Source organism: Comamonas sp. Z3 (assembly GCF_008121565.1).
In the GTDB taxonomy this organism is placed as follows: Bacteria; Pseudomonadota; Gammaproteobacteria; order Burkholderiales; family Burkholderiaceae_C; genus Comamonas; species Comamonas brasiliensis.
This window is the reverse complement of sequence record NZ_VOQU01000001.1, coordinates 150,893-171,592: the sequence shown is the minus strand read 5'-3', so window position 1 is coordinate 171,592 and position 20,700 is coordinate 150,893. Positions and strand designations below refer to the sequence as shown.

19 protein-coding genes and 1 pseudogene are annotated in these 20,700 nt (G+C 61.8%); 5 read left to right on the top strand and 15 right to left on the bottom strand.

Annotation, left to right across the window (positions count from 1 at the left end):
- Window positions 1-186: 186 nt before the first annotated feature.
- From FSY59_RS00850 to FSY59_RS00840, 3 genes are all read right to left on the bottom strand, one after another.
- On the bottom strand, window positions 187-768 hold the full coding sequence (locus FSY59_RS00850; RefSeq protein WP_148728299.1) for an HD family hydrolase: 582 nt from the start codon (window positions 766-768) through the stop codon (window positions 187-189).
- A 277-nt stretch (window positions 769-1,045) separates the two neighbouring features.
- Complete coding sequence (locus FSY59_RS00845) at window positions 1,046-1,486, bottom strand: hypothetical protein (protein ID WP_003057399.1); 441 nt, start codon at window positions 1,484-1,486, stop codon at window positions 1,046-1,048.
- Window positions 1,487-1,653: 167 nt separating this feature from the next.
- Window positions 1,654-2,655, bottom strand: coding sequence for a LysR substrate-binding domain-containing protein (locus tag FSY59_RS00840; protein ID WP_034399746.1), 1,002 nt, complete (start codon window positions 2,653-2,655; stop codon window positions 1,654-1,656).
- A 90-nt stretch (window positions 2,656-2,745) separates the two neighbouring features.
- Between FSY59_RS00840 and FSY59_RS00835 the strand changes: the two genes are divergently transcribed.
- Window positions 2,746-4,008, top strand: a complete 1,263-nt coding sequence (locus FSY59_RS00835) for an MFS transporter (RefSeq protein WP_148728297.1) — start codon at window positions 2,746-2,748, stop codon at window positions 4,006-4,008.
- Window positions 4,009-4,225: 217 nt separating this feature from the next.
- Window positions 4,226-4,449: pseudogene (locus tag FSY59_RS00830) on the top strand (IS5/IS1182 family transposase); the annotation flags it as partial.
- A 263-nt stretch (window positions 4,450-4,712) separates the two neighbouring features.
- On the opposite strand, the gene FSY59_RS00825 reads toward FSY59_RS00830, so the two are convergent.
- Window positions 4,713-6,335 (bottom strand): gamma-glutamyltransferase family protein, encoded by a 1,623-nt coding sequence (locus tag FSY59_RS00825; protein ID WP_148728296.1) that lies wholly within the window; start codon window positions 6,333-6,335, stop codon window positions 4,713-4,715.
- A 35-nt stretch (window positions 6,336-6,370) separates the two neighbouring features.
- Window positions 6,371-7,366 carry a tripartite tricarboxylate transporter substrate binding protein gene (locus FSY59_RS00820; protein WP_003057408.1) on the bottom strand — a complete coding sequence of 332 codons (996 nt, stop codon included), beginning with the start codon at window positions 7,364-7,366 and terminating at the stop codon, window positions 6,371-6,373.
- Between the two features lie 110 nt (window positions 7,367-7,476).
- Between FSY59_RS00820 and FSY59_RS00815 the strand changes: the two genes are divergently transcribed.
- Complete coding sequence (locus tag FSY59_RS00815) at window positions 7,477-8,361, top strand: LysR family transcriptional regulator (protein WP_003057410.1); 885 nt, start codon at window positions 7,477-7,479, stop codon at window positions 8,359-8,361.
- Between the two features lie 197 nt (window positions 8,362-8,558).
- Window positions 8,559-8,765, top strand: a complete 207-nt coding sequence (locus tag FSY59_RS27895) for an integrase core domain-containing protein (protein WP_148728295.1) — start codon at window positions 8,559-8,561, stop codon at window positions 8,763-8,765.
- A 32-nt stretch (window positions 8,766-8,797) separates the two neighbouring features.
- Here the strand turns inward: FSY59_RS27895 and FSY59_RS00805 are convergent, their stop codons facing one another.
- Window positions 8,798-9,664, bottom strand: a complete 867-nt coding sequence (locus tag FSY59_RS00805) for a hypothetical protein (RefSeq protein ID WP_148728294.1) — start codon at window positions 9,662-9,664, stop codon at window positions 8,798-8,800.
- 698 nt (window positions 9,665-10,362) lie between these two features.
- On the opposite strand from FSY59_RS00805, the gene FSY59_RS00800 reads away from it, so the two are divergent.
- Window positions 10,363-10,839, top strand: coding sequence for a hypothetical protein (locus FSY59_RS00800; RefSeq protein WP_050872766.1), 477 nt, complete (start codon window positions 10,363-10,365; stop codon window positions 10,837-10,839).
- Window positions 10,840-11,328: 489 nt separating this feature from the next.
- Here FSY59_RS00800 and FSY59_RS00795 read toward each other — a convergent pair whose 3' ends face one another.
- The 9 genes from FSY59_RS00795 to FSY59_RS00755 form a co-directional block, all read right to left on the bottom strand.
- Window positions 11,329-11,739, bottom strand: coding sequence for a VOC family protein (locus tag FSY59_RS00795; RefSeq protein WP_003057412.1), 411 nt, complete (start codon window positions 11,737-11,739; stop codon window positions 11,329-11,331).
- Window positions 11,740-12,081: 342 nt separating this feature from the next.
- Window positions 12,082-12,552, bottom strand: a complete 471-nt coding sequence (gene rraA, locus FSY59_RS00790; RefSeq protein ID WP_003057413.1) for a ribonuclease E activity regulator RraA — start codon at window positions 12,550-12,552, stop codon at window positions 12,082-12,084.
- A gap of 6 nt (window positions 12,553-12,558) precedes the next feature.
- Complete coding sequence (locus tag FSY59_RS00785; RefSeq protein WP_148728293.1) at window positions 12,559-13,536, bottom strand: tripartite tricarboxylate transporter substrate binding protein; 978 nt, start codon at window positions 13,534-13,536, stop codon at window positions 12,559-12,561.
- Between the two features lie 33 nt (window positions 13,537-13,569).
- The gene (locus tag FSY59_RS00780) at window positions 13,570-15,549 is read right to left on the bottom strand and encodes an aconitase family protein (RefSeq protein ID WP_148728292.1); all 1,980 of its coding nucleotides are present in this window, start codon (window positions 15,547-15,549) and stop codon (window positions 13,570-13,572) included.
- A gap of 79 nt (window positions 15,550-15,628) precedes the next feature.
- Window positions 15,629-16,534 carry a LysR substrate-binding domain-containing protein gene (locus FSY59_RS00775; RefSeq protein WP_003057416.1) on the bottom strand — a complete coding sequence of 302 codons (906 nt, stop codon included), beginning with the start codon at window positions 16,532-16,534 and terminating at the stop codon, window positions 15,629-15,631.
- Between the two features lie 188 nt (window positions 16,535-16,722).
- Window positions 16,723-17,970 carry a LuxR C-terminal-related transcriptional regulator gene (locus FSY59_RS00770; RefSeq protein WP_148728291.1) on the bottom strand — a complete coding sequence of 416 codons (1,248 nt, stop codon included), beginning with the start codon at window positions 17,968-17,970 and terminating at the stop codon, window positions 16,723-16,725.
- 36 nt (window positions 17,971-18,006) lie between these two features.
- A complete protein-coding gene (locus FSY59_RS00765) occupies window positions 18,007-19,209 on the bottom strand; it encodes an acetyl-CoA C-acyltransferase (RefSeq protein ID WP_148728290.1) in 1,203 nt (400 codons plus the stop codon).
- Window positions 19,210-19,345: 136 nt separating this feature from the next.
- Window positions 19,346-19,831, bottom strand: coding sequence for a MaoC family dehydratase (locus FSY59_RS00760; protein ID WP_050872775.1), 486 nt, complete (start codon window positions 19,829-19,831; stop codon window positions 19,346-19,348).
- A 2-nt stretch (window positions 19,832-19,833) separates the two neighbouring features.
- Entirely contained in the window at window positions 19,834-20,619 is a 786-nt protein-coding gene (locus FSY59_RS00755) for an SDR family oxidoreductase (RefSeq protein WP_003057423.1), read from the bottom strand.
- Window positions 20,620-20,700: the final 81 nt, after the last annotated feature.

The window sequence follows — 20,700 nt, the reverse complement described above, 5'->3', positions numbered from 1 at the left end:
TAGGCAGAGCAACGGCACCCCTCGCTGAGGCTTTATCGCAAGCGCTTGGATCGTAAGCTGCCAACGTTGGTGCGACCCGGCGTCGAGGCTGCCGTTAACTCGCACCACCGCGACGATGGCTAGCGCCATCGTTGTAGCGGCTGAACGCTTACAGCGACTGGAAAGGGGAAAAACGACCCATTGCAGTCACTGCGAACTGGCTTTTTCGGCCAATCTCTGGCGTGTGGCGTCATCAATGATGCTGCGCATCAATGCGAACAGAGGATCGGCGCTTGTGTGTTTCTGACCGTAGCTCAGATTGAACTCGTAGTCGAAATCAGGCGGGTTGATCCCCTGGTTGTGCTGAAGGATTGTTTCAAGCTTGTCCAGTGCTTTGACAGCTTTTGCTTCGGGTGAGGTTGCGTCCTCATACTCCTGCCACAGTGCCAGGATGTCGGCCCGCTGGGCCTCGTCGAGAGAGCGGGTCAGATGCAGAAGGTCGGTCTTTTCCTGCGCGCTCTTGTCAGGATGCTGGTTTTTCTCGATGGCTGGAATGTCCCCGTGAATGGCCTCTCCCAAATCATGAACGATGCACATTTTGAGAATCTTAAGCATGTCCATGCCGGCAAGCTCGTCCGCGAAGGTCATAGCCATCAGGCACAGGCGCCATGTATGTTCGGCGGTGCTTTCCGCCCTGCCCGTCGAGGTGTGAGAGCTTCGGAGCACGCTCTTGAGCTTTTCAGCCTCCTGGAGAAAGGCTAGACGGCCCTTGATGTCGTCGATATTCATGCCCGATTCTATAAAGCGTCTCATAACCCAGGTCGTTGCATACCGAAAGCTCGGCTGAACCGCCAGAGACGTTCAAGCAAGGCTGTGGGCGTGCTACCTGGCATTTAACTTGCAAAGAGCTAAAGCCAAACGCAACTGAATCTGGTTTCAAGCGGCAGATGCTGATGGCCGGCTTCTGGCGATTGTCGTCATTGATACAGCCAAGTCCACCAACCACCTCATGACACTCCTCGGCCGCTCGAGCCTGCGAGCAGGATCTTCTGCGGGGGACGCGAACTCATACCTTGGCGAGGAAGGCCGCCGCATCACCCGCTTCACACTTCCAGTCTGCGAAGACCCCAACCAGATTGCACTCCACGCAGTGGCAAGCGATGTAGTACCAGCGCACGTCATGTGTGCCCTCGTACACGGAGACGCCGGACATCAGTTCGAACACCTCGTTCTCGCACACGCACTCGTGAGCCTCGGGGGTGGCCTCTTCAACGTAGTCCGCGCTGTCGCCCATCAGGTGTTTCTGCCCGCAGTCGGTGCAGGTGCGGATTGCCACGCCGGCTTCTTCATCGGTCTGCAGCGCAAAGGTCCGGCACCCGCAATTGCATTTGGACGAGGCAAACCGGACGGCCTCATGGCGATTTGCAACGCTGTAGCTGCGCAGCTCGGCTTGGGTGTCGCCGGATGTCGTCCCGTACCAGAACTCGCCCTTCTTCGTCAGTGCCATTGATGCTGTTCCCTTCTTCAAGATGGGCTTCCCGGCAGACCTGACGCCGGGCTTGCCCCGATCATCTGGATTTTGCCTGAAGGCACGATGAATCGTCGTCAAGGGGCCGGGTCGGGGTGGTCTCCCAGAGGATCGAGCACGACGCACCGGATACTGCGAACTCATTGTCAACCGGGTTGGACCGCCGCTGGATCAGGGAGGCTAGGTTTGGGTCTCAGCTCGTTGAAGGGCGATGGCACAGCCTCAGTGGCCGGAAAGATTGTGTGCGCACGTACGGCCTCGACCAGCAAAGCAGCCAAGCGCTCTGCGGCTGGCTCCAAAAGAGAGTGGGAACGCCCAAGCACCAGGTCCATGGTGGGCAGATGCGGCAGGCCGATTTCCTCTGGCGCGTAGCTGCGCACATGCGGCGGCAGGCCGAAGGGAGTGCGCACCGACAGCCCCAGGCCCGCTGAGGTCGCAGCCCAGATCGGTCCGAGACTGGCACTGCTGAAGACGTGCCGCCAGGCAATCCCGGCTCGCTCCAGCACGGCTGTGACCAGCTCGCGCAGCGGGCAAGGCTCTTCCAGCATCACCAGAGCCAGTGTTTTCAGCTTGCCCTCTTGATCCGGCTGCAAGCAGCCAAGGCTGTCCAGCACCTCGGGCGCGGAAGGCCCTATCCAATGCAGGGGCAGACGCATCACAGTTTCGGCATGGATGCCAGAAAGATCCGCGCCGACATTCCAGAGCATTGCCAGGTCCAGCTGTCCCTGAGCAAAGCGTGCACGCAACTCGTCGCTGCGCGCCACGCAGGCCTCGATGCGCACCTGGGGATGCGCCCTGGCAAAGCGGCCCAGTACGGCCGGCAACAGTGCTTCGCCGAGGTCCTCCTGAAGTCCGAGTCGGACCAGTCCTCGGAGCTGGCTGCCGCTGACCGCCGCCACGGCCTCGTCATTGAGGTCCAGCAGGCGGTGCGCATAGGCCAGCAGGGTCTCACCGGCCTCTGTGAGCTCGAGACCACGCCCGGCCTTGCGCAGCAACGGCGTGCCGCATTGGGCCTCCAGCTTCTTCAACTGGGCACTGATCGCCGAAGTCGAGCGCCCCAGCTTGTCCGCGGCACGCGCGAAGCTGCCAAGCGCGACCCCTGTCGAAAAACTGCGCAGCACATCCAGGTCGTAGAGCACACGAGACATACAAGCCCTTCCAATCATCCCAAAAATCAGGATGGTTGGTTCAATATTATTTGATTTTCAAAATGATTGGGCGCCAGCACACTGCGCGGCATGAACTCTTCCGACTGCCTCTCGCTGCCTGAGCTGCCCGTCACCCCTCCAAGCCATCGCTGGAAGGTATTGGCCGCAGGCGTTCTCGCCAATGCCGCTTTTTCGACCGCCTTCAGCGGAATTCCGATGACGGCGGTGATGATGCGCTCCTCATACCAGCTCGATACCAGCACACTCGGCCTGATGCTGGGCCTCATGGGCCTGGGCATCGCATTGAGCGAGCTGCCCTGGGGTTTGCTTACCGATCGCTGGGGGGATCGCCCCGTGCTGCTAACCGGTCTGATCGGCACGGCACTCGCACTGGCTGCGATGGCTGTCTGGGCAACGCCTGAGGCTGGGCAGGTGCCCGGTCTGCAATGGCTGGCGGGCGGTCTGGTGCTGGTCGGCCTTCTGGGAGGCAGCCTCAACGGCGCGAGCGGGCGGGCCGTGATGACCTGGTTTGCGGATGGCGAGCGAGGCCTGGCGATGAGCATACGCCAGACTGCAGTGCCGCTCGGCGGCGCCATCGGTGCGCTGCTGCTGCCTGCGCTGGCCTTGCATGGCGGCTTTGTTGCCGTGTTCGCCGTGCTGGCGAGCATCTGCCTGCTCTCCGCACTGCTCGCCGCCGCATGGGTGCACGAGCCGCCGCATGCTGCGCTGCATGCACAGCGCCAGCTCGCCACCGGCCCCAGCCCCAGCCCATTGCGCGATGCTCGCGCCTGGCGCTCCGTGGCCGGCATCGGCATGCTGTGCGCGCCACAATTCGCAGTGCTGTCTTTCGGCACGGTCTTCCTGCACGACTTCGCCCAGGCCGAGCTTGAACGGGTCTCCGCAGTCATGGCCGTCGTCCAGTGTGCAGCCATGGCGATGCGCATATGGAGTGGTCGCTGGACGGACCGCCATCGCAACCGCCAGAGCTATTTGAGCGCCTGCAGCTGGCTGAGCATGCTGCTTTTTGCGGCGCTTGCGACAGCGTGCTGGATTGCGCCGGGCCCGCTCTTGCTGCTGGTCTTGACCGCCGGTGCCGGTATCTGTGTTTCTGCCTGGCATGGTGTGGCCTATGCCGAGCTGGCGACCCTGGCCGGAGCCGGTCGCGCCGGCACGGCCTTGGGCATGGCCAACACCAGCGTGTTCATTGTGTGTTTTGCCGTACCGATGACGATTCCGCATCTGCTGTCGCTGCAGGGCTGGGTATTGGTCTGGTCGGCCTGCGCCCTATGCGCGGTCGGCGCTCGCCCCTTGCTGGCTGCGCCGCAGCAGTCTGCGGCGCGTATCCGTGGGTAACGAAGGCCTTTTCAACAGTGGTCTCCACGCCAGACCGCTCCACGGGTCGGTCTGGCGTGGAAATCAACCCGCAGCGATCCTTCGGAACTGGATGGACCGCTCGGCGGATGCGAAGAGATGTTCGGCGCGTATCCGCGCACTCACACTACCGGCCATGAGACGTCGGTCACCATCCTTGTGTAGCGGACTGCTGCAGGCTGATTGCAGTCGCGATGCGGCAACCGCCGCATGCAGGCGCGCTTTGGACGCAAGTTATGGAAAAGCTGGAGTAGCTATCACCAACGCAGCCTGGTGGAGACCAAGATGCATTGCGGCAAGCGACTGGATGAGCGGGTAATGTCACGCACATTCGAGCGACGGGTCAATGTGCTGCATATCCGGGCCGCCATTCTGAATCGGTTCACTGAACTGGGTCATCCGCAAACGGTGCCTGCGGCATAGCCACGTCTGGGGTCATGGGTTGCTTGACCCAGAACTGGTTTATGCACCAGCACCTCCGCTGTGGAGAAAGAACTGCGGCTGAACAGCCGCACCAGCAGTACACCTTCTGCAGACAGCCCCCTCTGCCCTCCCCTGCCTGTACTCCTCCAGAAGCCAATTTTTGCGCTTGCGGGCCTGGTTATGCTTCGCTCCACCCTGGCGCAGGTCGTTGCGATCAAGGCTGAAAACTCAGGGCTGGCATGCCTGGAGCGGGAAACCTGCTGCTAGAAGCCTGCAGCCAGCCCGTCGCGGCGTGGATCGCTGGCGAATTGGTAGCCCTCGACAGCGGGGTCGCCCATGCGCCAGATGAACTGGCCAGCGCCAAAGTCCTGGTAGGGATCATCAATGACCTCCAGCTGGTGCCCCAGGGCCTGCAGACCAGCCACAGTGGAAGGATCCATGCCGGCTTCGACATTGAGCGCCAGGCCCGCGTTGTAGCGCCAGCGTGGTGCGTCGCAGGCAGCCTGGGGCGACTGGCGGTAGTCGATCATGCGTACCAGCGTCTGCATATGGCCCTGGGGCTGCATGTTGCCGCCCATGACACCAAAGCTCATCACCGGCTGGCCATCCTTGGTCAGGAAAGCGGGAATGATGGTGTGAAACGGTCGCTTGCCCGGGCCCACCAGGTTCGCGCGGTTGGGGCCGTCCGGGTCGGCGCTGAACCCGTAGCCACGGTTTTGCAGGCTGATGCCGAAGCTGGGCTCGACCACTCCCGAGCCAAAGCCCGCGAAGTTGCTCTGGATGAAGCTGACCATCATGCCGCTCTCATCAACCGCGGTCAGGTAGATCGTGCCGCCCTGCACCGGATTACCGGCCTTGAAATCTTGTGCGCGCAGGGGATCTATGAGCTTGGCGCGCGACGCAAGGTAAGCGTCATCGAGCATTTGCGCGGTAGTCACTTCCATACCGGCATCGGCTACATAGCGGTCGACATCGGCGAAGGCCAGCTTCATGGCCTCGATCTGCAAATGCTGCGAAGCCACGCCATCAAGGGGCAGGCTGGCCAGATCGAAATGCGACAGGATACCCAGTGCGATCTGCGCCGCAATGCCCTGGCCGCCAGGCGGAATCTCGTGCAGGGTGTAGCCACGGTAGTCCTTGGCCACCGGTGTGACCCATTCGGCTTGGTGCTGGGCCATGTCCGCCATGCTCAGGCAGCCGCCGTGCTGCTGGACAAAGGAAGTGACCGCCGAAGCGATCTCGCCTTCATAGAACGCCTTGCCCTGGCTAGCGCCGATGGCGCGCAGCGCGCGTGCGGCCGCAGGGAAGCGAAACAGCTCGCCCACGGCAGGTGGCCGGCCGGAGGGCAGAAAGCTCTGGGAGAATCCCGGCTGAGCTTGCAGCTCGGGAGCACCTGCGGCCCACTTCTGTTGCACCACGGGCGGCACCGGGTAGCCGCGTTCGGCGATTTCCGCCGCGGGCTCCATCAGGCTGGCGAACGGCAGTTTGCCAAAACGCTCGTGCAAGGCGACCCAGGCGCTGACGGCGCCGGGCACGGTGATCGAGTCCACGCCGCGGCGCGGGGGCTTGGCCTGCTTGCCGTAGCTCTTTTCGAAATATTCGGGCGTCCAGCCCTGGGGGGCGCGGCCCGAGGCATTGAGGCCGTGCAGTTGCGCGCCGTCCCACAGAATGCAGAACGCGTCCGAGCCCAGTCCGTTGCTGACAGGTTCGACGATGGCCATCACGGCCGCTGCCGCGATGGCTGCGTCGACGGCATTGCCGCCGGCCCACAGCATGCGCAAGCCGGCTTGCGCGCCCAAGGGGTGGGAGGTTGACACGCCGTTGCGTGCGAAAACGGGAACTCGCACCGAGCGGTAAGGGTTGCCGGGAGAAAAAGGGAGATTCATGGAAGTTCCTGACACGGGCGCTGACCCTTCGGGATTCAGTCGATGGTGATGCCCAGAACCTTGACGTCGCGGGTCCAGCGTGCAAGCTCCCGGTCGATTTGTTCCTTGAACGCCTTGGGGTCGCTGGTTTCGGGGGTCAGCCCCTGGGCCTCGAGCTGCGCGCGCACATCGGGGCGGGCGATGATGTTGCGCACTTCCTTGGCGAGCTTCTCAACGATCGCCGAATCCGTGCCGCCGGTGGTAAACAGACCGTACCAGGAAGTGAAGGCATAGCCCGGCAGCCCGGCTTCGGCGACGGTGGGCACGTTGGGCAGGCTTTTCACACGCTCCTTGGTGGTCACTGCCAGAATGCGGGTCTTGCCGGTCTTGGCGGAGGTAATGGCCGGTGGAATGCCCGAGAAAATGACATGGACCTGGCCCGCGGCGACATCGGCAATCGCAGGGCCATTGCCGCGGTAAGGCACATGCACCAGGTTCACGCCCGCCTGCTGGGCGAACAGTGCGCCGGCCAGGTGCAGGGTCGAGCCGCTGCCGGAAGAGGCGTAGTTGATGGTTCCCGGTTCCTTGCGCGCCATGCCGATCATCTCCTTGACCGATGTGTAGGGCAGCTTGGCGTTCACCAGCAGCGCGTTGCCCGACTCGGCCACCAGGCTGATCGGCTCCAGGTCCTTGCGCGGGTCGTAGGAAAGCTTTTTGGCCAGTACCGGGGCGATGGTGTTGCTGCCGATGGAACCCAGCAGCAGGGTGTAGCCATTCTTGGGCGACTTGGCCACGATTTCGTTGGCCAGCAGGCCGCCCGCGCCGCCCTTGTTTTCGACCACCACGGCCTGGCCCAAGCTCTGCTGCAGCTCCTTGGCCAGAATGCGCGCAACGATGTCGTTGCCACCGCCTGCGGCAAAGCCCACCAGAATCTTGATCGGCTGCGAAGGCCAGACGTCGGCGGCCAGGGCCGGCGTTGCCAGGCCCATGGCGCCGCAGGTCAGCAAAGTGGCGCAGCAGGTGAAAAGCCGGCGGGACATGTGTGCACGCATAGGAAACTCCAGATTTAATGCAGCTTGAAGGGTTGAATAGAAGAATTTTGATGATAGAAAGAACTTTGTGAAAGCTGGACTTTCTTCCGTCTCTTGAAAGAAAACCATTTATGTCAAGCCTGCGGATTCTTCGCACTTTTCTGGCCGTCTGCACCGAAGGTTCATTCACGGCGGCTGGACATCGCGTGGGCCTGACCCAGGTCGCCGTGGGTCTGCAGATGCGCACCTTGGAAGCCGACCTCAAGCGCAAGCTCTTCACCCGCGCAGGCAAGCAGGTGGCGCTCAACGAGCAGGGCCGGGCGCTGGTGCCCATAGCCACGCAGCTGGTAGCGCTGTACGAACAGGCCAAGCATGGCACCCAGGCAGACGCGCCGCTGGCTGGCACCGTGCAGTTCGGCTCCATCGTCTCGGCACTGAGCGAGCTGGTGCGTGCCACGCTGGAGCTCAAGCGCCACCACCCCGCGGTGGACCTGCATGTGGTATCGGGAAAGTCCAACCGGCTGATTGCCCAGGTGGAAAACCATGAACTCGATGCTGCCGTAGTGGTCCATGACCCGGCCCTCAAGCGCCCTTCCCTGGTCTGGACACCGCTGTACGCCGAGCCCATGGTGCTGCTGACCTCGCGTTCCTCCCGGTTGGCCGATCCTGCAACCATGGTGGAGCGCTATCCATTCATCCGGTTTGACCGTACCGAACACACGGGCGAACTGGTCGAGCGCACGCTGCGCCGGCTGCGCGCCAAGCCCCAGGAGTTCATGGAGCTGAATTCGATCGAGACTATCGTGGAACTCGTGAGCGACGGCATGGGCGTGGCCATGCTGCCTCTTCTGGCCAGACATGCCTGGGACAGGAACCCGCAGCTGCGGGTAGTGCCCATCCCCCAGGCAGCCGAAAGCCGCCAGATCGCCCTGGTGCAGCTGCGCACGGCGGCCCGCGCCGAGGTGGTCACGGCTGTAGGGCAGCAGTTCATGGCGGCGCGAGGTATGGCAGTTTGAGGGCACCAGCCTGACCCTCTTGCACTTCTCGTTGGCGGCATGCTGGTTGCCGCTCGCTCTATCGCTGTCGTCTGGAGATGCAAAGCGGCCGCGAAAGGAGCCTGCCAGGGGGCGACCTCGTTAGCCAGGGATGATCATCTTCTCAGTCAATCCTTGATCGAAGCTGTAGACGCACTGATAGTGAGCATTGGGTACAGATGATCAATGTTGCCGGTACCCCCATTTCAACCACACCTCCCAAAACGGAGGTGATCGACTGCCATGTCTTGGAATCGTTGCAGGAAGTGCGCTCGATGACCGAGGGCTGGCTGCATCGCTACAGCCACCATCGCCCGCATGAATCGGCAGGCCGCACTCCTCCTGTCGCGTGTCATGTCAAACGTTGCCCCAGCCTCTGCTTTTAGGTGGCACAGGAAAACGAGGAGGCTTCACCGACCTACCGGGGCGCCGCCTTGATCGCCGCATTCAGGGTAGTCCACAGCTCCTTGGTGACGGGCACCATGTCCTGCCTGAAGTACCACCAGAAGTGACCGCCCACATAATTCGGGGTAGTGATCTTCATCGTGTAATAGCGGGTCAGGTACTCGGCCTTCTTGGTTTTGCGTGAGGTACCCACTTCCCCGAACCCAATCTTGGAATTGGGGAACATCACGCGCAGCTTGTCGAACACCTGCTGCCAGTTGGGCTTGAGCCCATTGCAGTCATCCTCATAGTAGGAAATCCAGACGTAATCCAGACCCTGCTTCATGTAGGCAGGGACATTGGCCTCGGCCCACTTGAACATTTCATTGGAGGATTGAGACCAGCAGCCCTGGTTGTAGTAGAGCGTGACCGCGGCCGCCTTGTTCTGTGCCTTCACGATGTTGTAGGCGTTGGTCATCTTCGCCACCACATCGGCATTGGCGCCCAGCCACTCGCCGTTGACCTCGTTGGCTACTTCCCAAATATCCACTACATCCGACAACGCATTGAGGTATTGGTTAGTCCGTTGTATGTATCCATCCACGCTGTACTGCTTGACGTAGTACGAGTCCAATATCTCACCCATCACATAGGAAACTTTGGAGATTTCCACTGCTGGCTTGCGGTAATAGTCCGGGTTCACGAACTCATCGAAGACGATGCGCGTGGTAGGCCGGTAGGCCAGCGACGACAGGCTGCGCGTGATGTCGTTCAGTCTACTCACATCGTCCACGGTGACGCCATAGATGGGCGTCGGGATTATGCGACCTGAGGGCACGCTGGTCTGAGCCGATACGACGGAGCAAAGCGAGGCGATGCAGAACGGGATAAACGCTTTCATGCGGTATCCCTCGATGATTGGTTCAATGATGTTTTCACTTGGAACAATATGAATCGAGGCATGGCAATGGTCGGGGGTGACTGCTTCTAGCTGGCAGCACCGGCTCGGGCCGACCCTCAGTTGACTCTCGATAATCAGTTAAAGGATTGACTTTAGTCCATGAAGTTGGGCTAAAAGTAGCCAAAGGAAACGAACACGCTCCATGAGCCAGCCCACAGATCGAGCTCATGGCTACTCGGCCCTTGTTGACGCGCTCAATGCTTTGCGGCGGCTACCAGTCAATGAGTTGATCGCTGGAGTTGACTTGATGTTTGGGCAGCGTGGGTGAGCCCTAAACATAAATTGATACGTGTGTTGCCTAGGGTATGAGTCATTTTCAAAATGAGCGCATCGAGGCAAGTGTCATCGTGCGGTTGCCAGTCGGATGAGATGAAAGGTGCTTTATGTGGCCGCTTGTCCTTCACTTCGCAGTCCGCTTCTGGCCGACTGGCGACGGCCTGCACCTGTTGAGATCGAACGCTCAAGACGCAGCCCCGAAGGTCAGCTTTGCTGTGCTGTACTCGCCAGTAGCTAGGCCCGGCTTAGGCCAATACCGGACCTTTCTTAGGTCTGCGACTAGGATCGAGACTGCCCCAGAAGCGCAGATGTTCAACAGTACGTGCTGGTGCACGTAATGACCAACCCCAAGAAGCCTCCTTATGGTTCATCTTGTCGGACATAAATTGAAGTATTCAGTCGTACAGTGGTCCTACGACTGGGATCCATCGCTTTTTGACTTGCTCGAACGTATGCCGGAATTAGTGATCGGGCGACATGTGGTCATTGCGTCATGTGACAGCGGCAAGTACAAGCCGTCCGAGGCTGAGCTGGAGGCCGGTTGGGAGGTCGCGGATGGATTTGCTGTGAGTCCCAAAATCACCGCCGTATCCGACCTGCCTATGCCAGGTTTTGATGAGTGGTACGTGTATGAAGAGCGTCCGATGCCAAGGTTCTATCGCTCATCGGTCAACCGTTTCGGCTTCGCGCCGCTGCCGCCGGATAAAGCTACCGATTTTTGGGCTCAAGTTGAGACCGCATTGCCGCTGCATGTCTTGGGTGCCGGAACTCCGACCATGTTTTTAGCAACGCGGGACAGAATTTCATTCGACCGAGCATTGAAGCTTGGTGACTTCTGACTAACTACCCTCGGCCAGCTGTAGACACTGACTTCAGCTCATGACCAGACCACCTTTAGATGAATCTGGCGTCTGATAGGGCAAAGGGCAAGAGTGTCTGGAGTCAGCCATCAACAACTACCAAGTCGAAGGTTTTCTCCATGTCCAGGAGAGACCGCTTCGGGTCGATTGCTGGCCAACACGAACGACCGCTGATGGGGGTCTTAGGTTTGTCACGCTGCTCCATTGAGTCTGCCGTTCGGCGACAGACAGCTCACAGCCTGAAGCAGTCCCCTGGGAGAGTACCTCCAAGGACTGCTTCTGGCAGATAGCGTGAGTCCACGAATAGGCCGGGACGCGGACGCCCCGCCATGCGATCCCAGCCTGAGCAGTCGGCGGTCTGCGAGTTCCACAAGCTCGTGCTAACGGCCTGAGCAACAGCTATCTCATTGCCTCGCAGGAACTCCCCAAGACGTCCATAGGCAGGCGTTGCCTGTGGTCGAGCTTGCATTAGCCCTGAGGCATCTGGCTCATGTCCATGAACATGATTTCCCAGATGTGGCCGTCCACGTCCTCGAAGCTGCGCCCATACATGAAGCCGTGGTCTTGCAGGGGGTTCACGTCCGCCTTGCCGCCATGAGCGGAAGCGGCAGCAACCATGTCGTCAACAGCCGCGCGGTCGTCAGCGCTCAGGCACAACATGACTTCGCTGGCAGCGTGAGCATCCACCATTGGCTTTCGGGTGAACGTGGCCCACTTTGGATGGGTGAGCAGCATTACATAGATGCTGTCCGAGACGACCATGCAGGCGGCGGTGTCGTCGCTGAACTGCGGGTTGTTGACAGCGCCGATTGCTTCATAGAAGGACTTGGCCTTTGGCAGGTCGGCGACGGGCAGGTTGACGAAGATTTGCTTGGGCATGTGAGACTTTCAAGATCTGCGTTGAGAAAGAATCTTCAGGCATTGGCGAGCGACGTCAACAGTTCGTCCAGGCGCTGCAAACTGGATGCGTGACCGTCTTCCTGCCCAGAATGAATAGCGATGACTGACCAGCACAGCTTGCCAGTTCCGGAGCGCACGAACAGCCTGCCGGGACATCATATCCAGTTGCATCCGTGTCAGCCAACTGCGTTTGCTGCCGTTCAGATCGCTGGCTGACAATGGCCGCAACCAGCGGTGGATTCAACCGATCAATGCAATGCTCCAGCGCTTGCATCTCGACGCCTGCCGGCCGCCAAGCGATGACCGCCACCAAGCCGCTGCTCAGTCCTCGGTAACCACGGCGCCATCCATGTCCACGGTGATGGTGGCTCCCGGGCGGATGCGTATGCCGGCGATGTTCAGGATCACACCAAGCTCGCCCCATCCGGTGCGACCGGCGCGCAGCGGGGTCTGACCAAGGGCAAATATGCCCATGTCCAAACTGCGAAGGATCTGGACATCGCGCACCGCTCCCTCGATGATCACTCCGGCCCAGCCGTTCGCCAGCCCGGTGCGCGCCATGTTGTCGCCCAGCACGGCGACGCGAAGCGATGCGCCCGCGTCCACCACCAGTACCCGTCCAAGGCCTGGCGTTGCCAGGGTCTGCCGGATCAGGGCCGCATCCTCATGGGCTCGCAGCGTTTGAATGCGGCCAGAAACCGTGGGGCTGCCGCCATACGAGCGCCAGTTGCTTGTGCAAACCTGGGCTGCGTCTCCCAGGCTGTCGCACAGGTCCGCCGTGTTGATTCGCATGCTGCCTCAGTCCAAGGTGGCGCCGGATTGCTTTACCAGCTTCTGGTGCTTGATCAATTCAGACTGGAAAAATGCAGGTGCTTCATCCGGCCCTTTGTCGAGCATCAGAAGCCCCTGTCCGGCGATGGCGGCCTGCGCTTGCGCAGATCCCATTGCCGTTTTCACGGCGGCCGCATACTGGTTGACCAGGGGCTTGCCAAGTCCTGCGGGCCCGATCAAGGCAATCCAGGCATCGAAGCTGTATCCGGGAACACCGGCTTCCACCATCGTGGGGACATCGGCAAGAGCGGACGAGCGGACCGCCGTGGACACGGCGAGTGCGCGTAGCGTCCCGGCGTTCACCTGCGGCACGACCTGGGAGACGGAGACGAACGCAAGCTGCACCTGACCGCCGATCAGATCCGTGATCAGAGGGCCGGTGCCACGGTAAGGCACATGCTTCATGCTGATACCGGTTTCGGAGATCAGCAGCTCGCTGGCCAGGTGCAGCGTACTGCCATTGCCCGCCGATCCATAGTTCAGTGCTCCCGGATGGGCCTTGGCATACTCTCGCAGCTCCTGCAGGCTCCTGACCGGCAGCTTGGGGTTGACGACCAGCACCAGCGGCACGGTGGCAAGCACGGCAATCGGCGTGATGTCCCTGATACTGTCATAGGGGATGGTCTTGTAGATCCCGGGGTTGATGACGTGGTTGGAAGAGATCATGCCCAGGGTCAGGCCGTCCTTGGCAGCCTTGACGACCTGTGCCGTACCCGGAATGCCCCCCGCTCCCGCCACATTCTCGACGACGACGGGATGGCCGCTTGTCCGTCCCAGACCGGGGCCCAGCGCGCGTGCCACGGCATCCACCGTGGAGCCAGCCGTCAGCGGCACCACCATGCGGATGGGCTTTTCCGGCGCGGCCAGCTGTGCGCTTGCGCCGAAAGAGGCGCAGGCCATGATGAGCAGCAAAGCGAGCCCGCGTTTGCCTGGAATGGTTGTCATCGTTGTCTCCTTTTTTATGGCTGTCGATTGGGCTCAGGTCGAGTGGCGTTGCCTGAGCTCTTCAAACGACAGGAGCTCTCCGGCGATTGCACTGGCTGCGACGGTTGAGGGGCTTGCAAGCCAGACGCTGCCCGGGCCTCCCCGGCCCGGAAAGTTGCGATTGATGGCGCTGACCGTGACCTGATCAGGCCGGATGGAGCCTCCAGGGCCGCAGTTGCCGCATGCCCCGCAGGAAGGCTGAAGAATCCGCGCTCCCACCCGCTCGAATGCCTCGAGATAGCCGGCCGCCAGGCAATGATCCCGGACCGCTGTCGTGCCGAACTGCAGGAATAGATCGACACCGGCAGCCACGCGCAGGCCTCGGTCGGCAGCCCATTGCAGAACCTCGTGGTAGCGCTCGAAGTCCTCGCGCTTTCCGGCCGTGCAGGAGCCTCCGTAAGCAATGTTGATTCGCACTTTCTGCCCGATCGCAGCCAGAGGTCGGCCATTGCCGGGATCCCCCGGCGAGGCAACCATGACCGGCACTGCGGAACAGTCGATCCGGATGGTCCGTGCATAGCTCGCATCGGGATCGCTGTGCATCCAGTCCTCGATCACGAAGCGTATTGCGCGCCGCTCGAGCAGGAATCGCACGGTCTCTGCGTCCGGTGCCACAATCCCCGTGAAACCGCCCAGCTCGGCGCTCATATTGGTGAGGGTGGCACGCTCGTCGGTGCTCATCCGCGCGATGGCAGCCCCCGTGAATTCAAAGACTTTTCCGACGCCTCCACCCGCGCGGATGTAGGGCTGCGCCAGCAGATGCAGCACCACGTCCTTGGCCGTCACATTCGCCGAGAGTTCGCCATCAAGGACGATGCGCAGGCTCTCGGGGACCGTCAGGCGCACGGCCCCCGTGACGAAGGCATTCGCCATATCTGTGGTGCCTATCCCGAACGCGACACAGCCCAGAGCACCGCTATGGGGAGTGTGGGAGTCCGTGCCCACGACCAGTTGCCCGGGCAGGGCATAGCACTCGGCCATCATGGCGTGTGAAATACCGGCGACGTTGCGCCCGTCGTCGCTCCTGGCCTCCAGTTCGGTCAGCGTCCGGTGGGTGAGCAGGCCGTACTCGCCGGCAAAGTCGCGCTGCGCCCGCACCATGCGATGGACTTTGGGAACCAGACCCTCTCTGACATGGGTCGGGCTTTCCTCCACGTAGGAAGTGTGATCCTCGAAGACGAGGATGGAGCCAGGGTCGCTCAGATGAAGCGGCCGGTCGAACGCGGCGTGAAGCATGTGCGCCGCCATGCCGGTGTAGTACTCGTGAATGAAACGCCAGTCGGCCCGCACAAAGGCGCCATCGCCGGGCGCAGGATCGGCCACCGTCACGCCTGTGGTCAGGGCGTGCCTGGCCACGATCTTCTCGAACAGGGTGCGCGGCCTGCCTGCGATCTCAGGCGCTGCGGAGATCTGTCCCAGATGAGAGCGGCCGAACGGCAGCAGACCGCCCTCCCGGAGAATCGCGGCGGCAAGCACATCCCGCCCCTCGACCAGCTCTTGCCAGCAGATATCTTCGCCGGCTTCGATCCTGGCAATCAGGCTGAAATCCGTGGAAGTGATGAGTCCGATGTTGTCGGCGTTCTGCCTGTAGATGCGCTCAAAGCTCTCGGCGATCACCAGGCGTACCCCCGCGAGCTTTTCGGCGGCCGGGCTATGCTCGCGGGAAGAGCCCTTGCCATAGCGCCGTCCCGCCACGACGACCTGTATCCGGCTGTCCCGCATGGCATCGACTGCCACGGGCAGCTCACCCTGGGTCTTGAACCCCGTATAGGGATAGCGCCCCAGTTCGTCGTCGAAGTGGGTGAGAATCGCGATCGGTGTGATCTCGTCCGTGGACACATCGTCGCGCAGAGGCAGCGCATCGGCCAGCCGAACCGGCTGACCGCCAAGTGCTTTTTTCACCGTTGCCGGGCATTGGCTGAGGTAGAGGATGCGGGGCGAAAAGCGGGCTGCTGGATGGCGTTGGGTTTGCATGCGCCATCATCGAACGATGGCAGATCAGCGGGTAGCGCCAAGACAGCACGGGGGATCGCGCAAAATTCGGCGACCGGAATTACCCTGAAAGCACGTCCATCAAAGCCTGGGTCGACCGAAGCTGTGGCTGACGCCGCAAGGCATACAGGCGCAGTTCGCGCATGGCCCAGGGTTCTGACAAGGGTCGTCGTATGAAACCGGCCGTCCCCGCATAGGCCGACGTGGCACTTTGGGGAATCACGGCAATGCCCAGGCCTGCCTCCACCATCCGGCACACGGCATCGAAGCTGCTCAGGGACACCTCGGGCGTGAACCGCATCTGCAAGGCTTGCGCGCGCTCGTGGAGCAGCCTGTCCAACGCGCCCCCCTGGTGCACCCCGATGAGAGGAAACTCCAGCACCTTCGAGAAATCGATGGCCTCGGAATCTTCCAGACAATGCCCTCTTGGAAGGACGACATGCAGGGGATCCGAGGCGAAATACCAGGAGTCGACCCCGGTCGGAACATTGACGGCCACACCCAAGCCCACATCGGCGCGATCATCGAGACAGGCCCTGATGACCTCGCGGGTGTCCGCCTCATGCAGCGATATCCGCACATGCGCAAAGCGAGCCCTGAACGTGGACAGCTTCTCCGGCAGAAAACCGATGACTGCCGACATATTGGCGTAGAGGCGAACCGTTCCCCTCACCTCTTCGCCATGCTCCTGTACCTCCCGGATCAGGCCCTGCAGCTCATCGTCGATCTGCAGGCCGCGCTCGAAAACGATGCGGCCCGCATCGGTCAAGGTCACGCCCCGAGGGGAGCGGACCAGCAGGGCGGTTCCGAAAGAATGTTCAAGATCGGCAATCCGGCGGCTCAGGGCCGATGAGGCGATGTGTTCCTGTTCCGCCGCCCTCGCAATGGAGCCTGTTCTTGCGACTGCTGAAAACAGTCTCAGGCTATAGGCATCCAGGCGTCTTGCAGGGGGTGGGGTTGACTTCATCGCGCGGCTGATAGTTGCTTGCCGGACGATAACAGACAAGACAAGAAAGGCCGTCACCCAAGCCTGCGCGCCGCTTGCTGGCAGTCCTTTCAATCCACCGCGCTCGATTTGCATCCGCAGGCCATGCGGCAACTGCTGCAACAACAGAAAACGGGCCTGAGCCCGCTTTCTGTTGATGTCGACCGTTCCTACTTGTTGCCCAGCCAGGCCACGCTGTTGAGGAAGATTCGCACCAGCTCGGTCTGGCGGCGCACGCCCGTCTTGGAGAAGATGGAGCGCAGATGGGCTCGCGCCGTGTTGCGGCGGATATTGAGCGCTTCAGCGGCCTCTTCCAGCGACAGGCCGTTGGCCAGCTGGATGGCCAGCGAGGTCTCTGCCGGCGTCAGCTGGAACAGCTGCTGGGCCAGCTTCACGGGTGGGTCGGCCTTGCCGCCGGTGTCGCGTACAAAGACGGCGACACTGGGGCGCTGCTTGCCTTCGGTCCACTCGTCGGGCGAGATGCTCTGCACCACCACGCCCCAGTTGAGCTGACCCGACTGGCGGCTGACCGACATGCCTTCGGTCATCGACAGACGCGAGACCTGGGTGTGCATCAGCGCGTCCTTGATCAGGCGCTGCAGCTTGCGGTTGTCGTTGGCGTAGTTGGCCTCCAGCATGCCGCCGGAGATCTTCAGGCCGTCCTGCATGTCCAGGATGCTGGCAGCGGCAGGATTGCACTCCAGCACATTGCCGTTCTGGTCGAGGATGACCACGCCCACCATCAGCTGGGCCGTGGCCTTGCTGTAGAGCGAGATGACCTGGCGATCCTGGTTCACCGACAGATGCAGATTCAGCGCACGCTTGATATGCGGCAGCATCATGGAGCCGAAGGCACGCTCCTGCTTGTTGAAAGCCGGGGCCCCTTCGGGCCGCGTGACGCGCAGTCCGTAGACGCAGCTGTCCTTGGTGACGATGTCGGCAGCCATCACATGAAAGACCTGCAGCTGCTTGCACCAGTCGTTGTAGTAGCTCGAAGCGCGCCACTCGGACTCGGGCATCACGTCACCCACCGTCACGATACGGTCGGTAGGCATGCTGCGAAACGGACTCATGCTGATCTTGGGGCAGTTCGGCATCAGATCGCGGCGATCGCCCGCGGCCGAGACGATCAGGCCCACATCGTCGGCCGATCCGGGACGCACGATCAGCGAGGCGTAATTGCCGCCCAGCTGCAGACGCAGGGTCTCCAGAAAAGGCTTCCAGCCTTCCGGGTCCATGGCCGCTTCATAGAGCTGGCTGATCAGCGCACTGAACTTCTCGGCGCTCACGAATGGCGTATCGGCCGGTGCGCGCACCGGAGCCGGGGTGTCGAATACGGGCACATCCTTGATCACGCAGGCAATGGAGCTTGGCGTGTAGGTGGAGAAACCCATCTTGGCGAAGGCGCTGTCCATCATGTTCAACTCCTGGGTTGAAGATTGCTTGCAGACAGGTCAGTTCAGCTCAAACAGGCCGGCAGCGCCCATGCCGCCGCCAATACACATGCTCACCACCACAAACCGCACGCCACGGCGGCGGCCTTCGAGCAGGGCATGACCGACCAGACGGGCGCCCGACATGCCGAAGGGGTGGCCGATGGAGATCGCGCCGCCATTGACGTTCAGGCGCTCATCGGGAATGCCCAGCTGGTCGCGGCTGTAGATCACCTGGCAGGCGAACGCTTCGTTGATTTCCCACAGACCGATATCGCCCATGGTCAGGCCATGCTGCTTGAGCAGCTTGGGGATGGCATAAACAGGGCCGATGCCCATTTCATCGGCGCGGCAGCCCGCCACGGCCACGCCGCGGTAGGTGCCAAGAGGCGCGAGACCGCGGTTGCGGGCCTCGTCGGCGCTCATGAGCACGCAGGCACTGGCACCGTCGGACAGCTGGGAGGCATTGCCGGCCGTGATGAACCGGCCTTCTGGCACCCACTGGCCGTTCTTCCAGACAGGCTTGAGCTTGGCCAGACTCTCCAGCGTGGTGTCGGCACGGTTGCCCTCGTCGCGGGTCAGCGTCACTTCCTCGCTGCCGGTGACATTGCCTTCCTTGTCGAACAACTGCTTGACGGTGGTCAGCGGCACGATTTCGTCGTCGAACAGGCCCTTGCCCTGCGCCGCAGCCACGCGCTGCTGGCTGCGCAGCGAGTACTCGTCCTGGGCTTCGCGGCTGATGCCGTAGCGCTGGCTGACCAGCTCGGCCGTCTCAATCATCTGGATGTAAGCCGTGGGCTCTGCGGCCAGCACTGCCTTGGACTGGGCACGGTAGGCGTTCTTGTACTTGTTCTGCACCAGGGAGATGGACTCCAGGCCACCGGCCACGGCGATATTCATCTCGCCGGTCATGATGCCCTTGGCTGCCGTGGCAATGCTCATCAGGCCCGATGCGCACATGCGATCGATCACCATGCCGCCCACGGATTCCGGCAGGCCGGCCGTATAGCCGCACAGGCGCCCGAGGTTGTAGCCCTGCGTGCCCTGCTGCGCGGCAATGCCCAAAATGACATCATCCACATCGGCACCGGCCACGTTCGCCTTGTTGAGCGCTGCACGAATCACGTGTCCGCCCAGCACCGGAGCCTCGGTGTCGTTGAAGGCTCCACGATAAGCCTTGCCAATGGGGGTACGTGCCGTCGAAACGATGACTGCGTCTTTCATGTCTTTGTCTCCTAACTTTCTTGTCGTCGCGCCCTGGGCAGTGCTTGCTGCCCTATCGAGGCCGGCCACTCTGTCGGCGGCTCGTGCCTCTTCACAAAAAATGCAACCGCCTGCGGGAGCAGGCGCTTGCACACACTCAATTTTCCTGGATAAAGAACAGCCTGCTGATGGTTTCGACCACGCAGCCGGGTTTGTCCTGATTCCTGACCTGTACGCTGATGCGGATGGTGACCTGTACGCCGTCTTCCCCGATCGGCGTCGCCGCCACCACCTCGCCGCTGCCACGCACCCAGCTGTCGACCAGCACCGGTGCCGGAAAGCGCACCTTCTCGCAGCCATAGTTGACGCCCATCTTCAGCCCCTGATAGCTGACCAGCTGGGGGAGAAACAGATTGGCCAGCGACAGCGTCAGATAGCCATGGGCCACGCAGGCGCCGAACGGGCCGCTGCCGGCCCGCTCGGGGTCCACATGAATCCACTGGTGATCGCCCGTGGCATCGGCAAACTGGTTGATGCGCTGCTGGCTGATCTGCATCCACTCGGTCTCGCCCAGCTGACGGCCCACCGAGGCCAGCACCGAGGCCGCCGAGTCAAACAGCATCTTGTCTGCGACTGCGTTCATGCTCAGGCCCTCTGCGAGCTCACGGACACGACCTCGCCCGTCATGTACGAGGAGTAGTCGCTGGCCAGGAAGATCATCACATTGGCCACTTCCCAGGGCTCGGCACCACGGCCGAAGGCTTCCTTCTCGGAGAGCTTGGCCAGCAATTCCTCCGAGGCGGACTTCTTGAGGAAGGCGTGAATGGCGATGGATGGCGCCACGGCGTTGATGCGGATGCCGAATTCGGCCGCTTCCAGCGCCGAGCAACGCGTGAACGCCATCACGCCGGCCTTGGCGGCCGCGTAATGCGCCTGCTCGGTCTGGGCGCGCCAGCCCAGCACCGAGGCATTGTTGACGATCACGCCCTTGCCGCGCGGCTGCATGAGCTTGAGCGCTGCGCGCGTCATGCGGAAGGTGCCGGTCAGGGTGATGTCGATGACCTTGCTCCACTCGTCGTCGCTCATGTCGACGACCTTGCAGCTGGTGCCCAGACCCGCGTTATTGATCAGCACATCGATGCCGCCCATGGCGCTGTCGGCTTCGGCAATCAGTGCCTGAACCTGATCTTCCCGGCTCACGTCGCAGAGCTTGGCGAAGACCTGGGTCAAACCCGTATCCTTTTTGATCTGCTCCACGGCTTCGGCCAGCCGGCGCTCATGCACATCGGAGATGAACAAGGCCTTGCAGCCCTCTTCGGCTGCACGTTTTGCAGCGGAAAAGCCAATACCGGCGCCAGCAGCAGCGGTAACGAGCACAGTTTTGTCTTTAAGCAGACCGTGGGCAGCAACGTAGGAGGGAGCGCTAATCATTTTGCATTCAGAAGGTTGTTGCCTAGATCTTCCGGTCGCCGCTGCGCTGCAGCATCGTCACTTTGGACGATAGGTCATTCC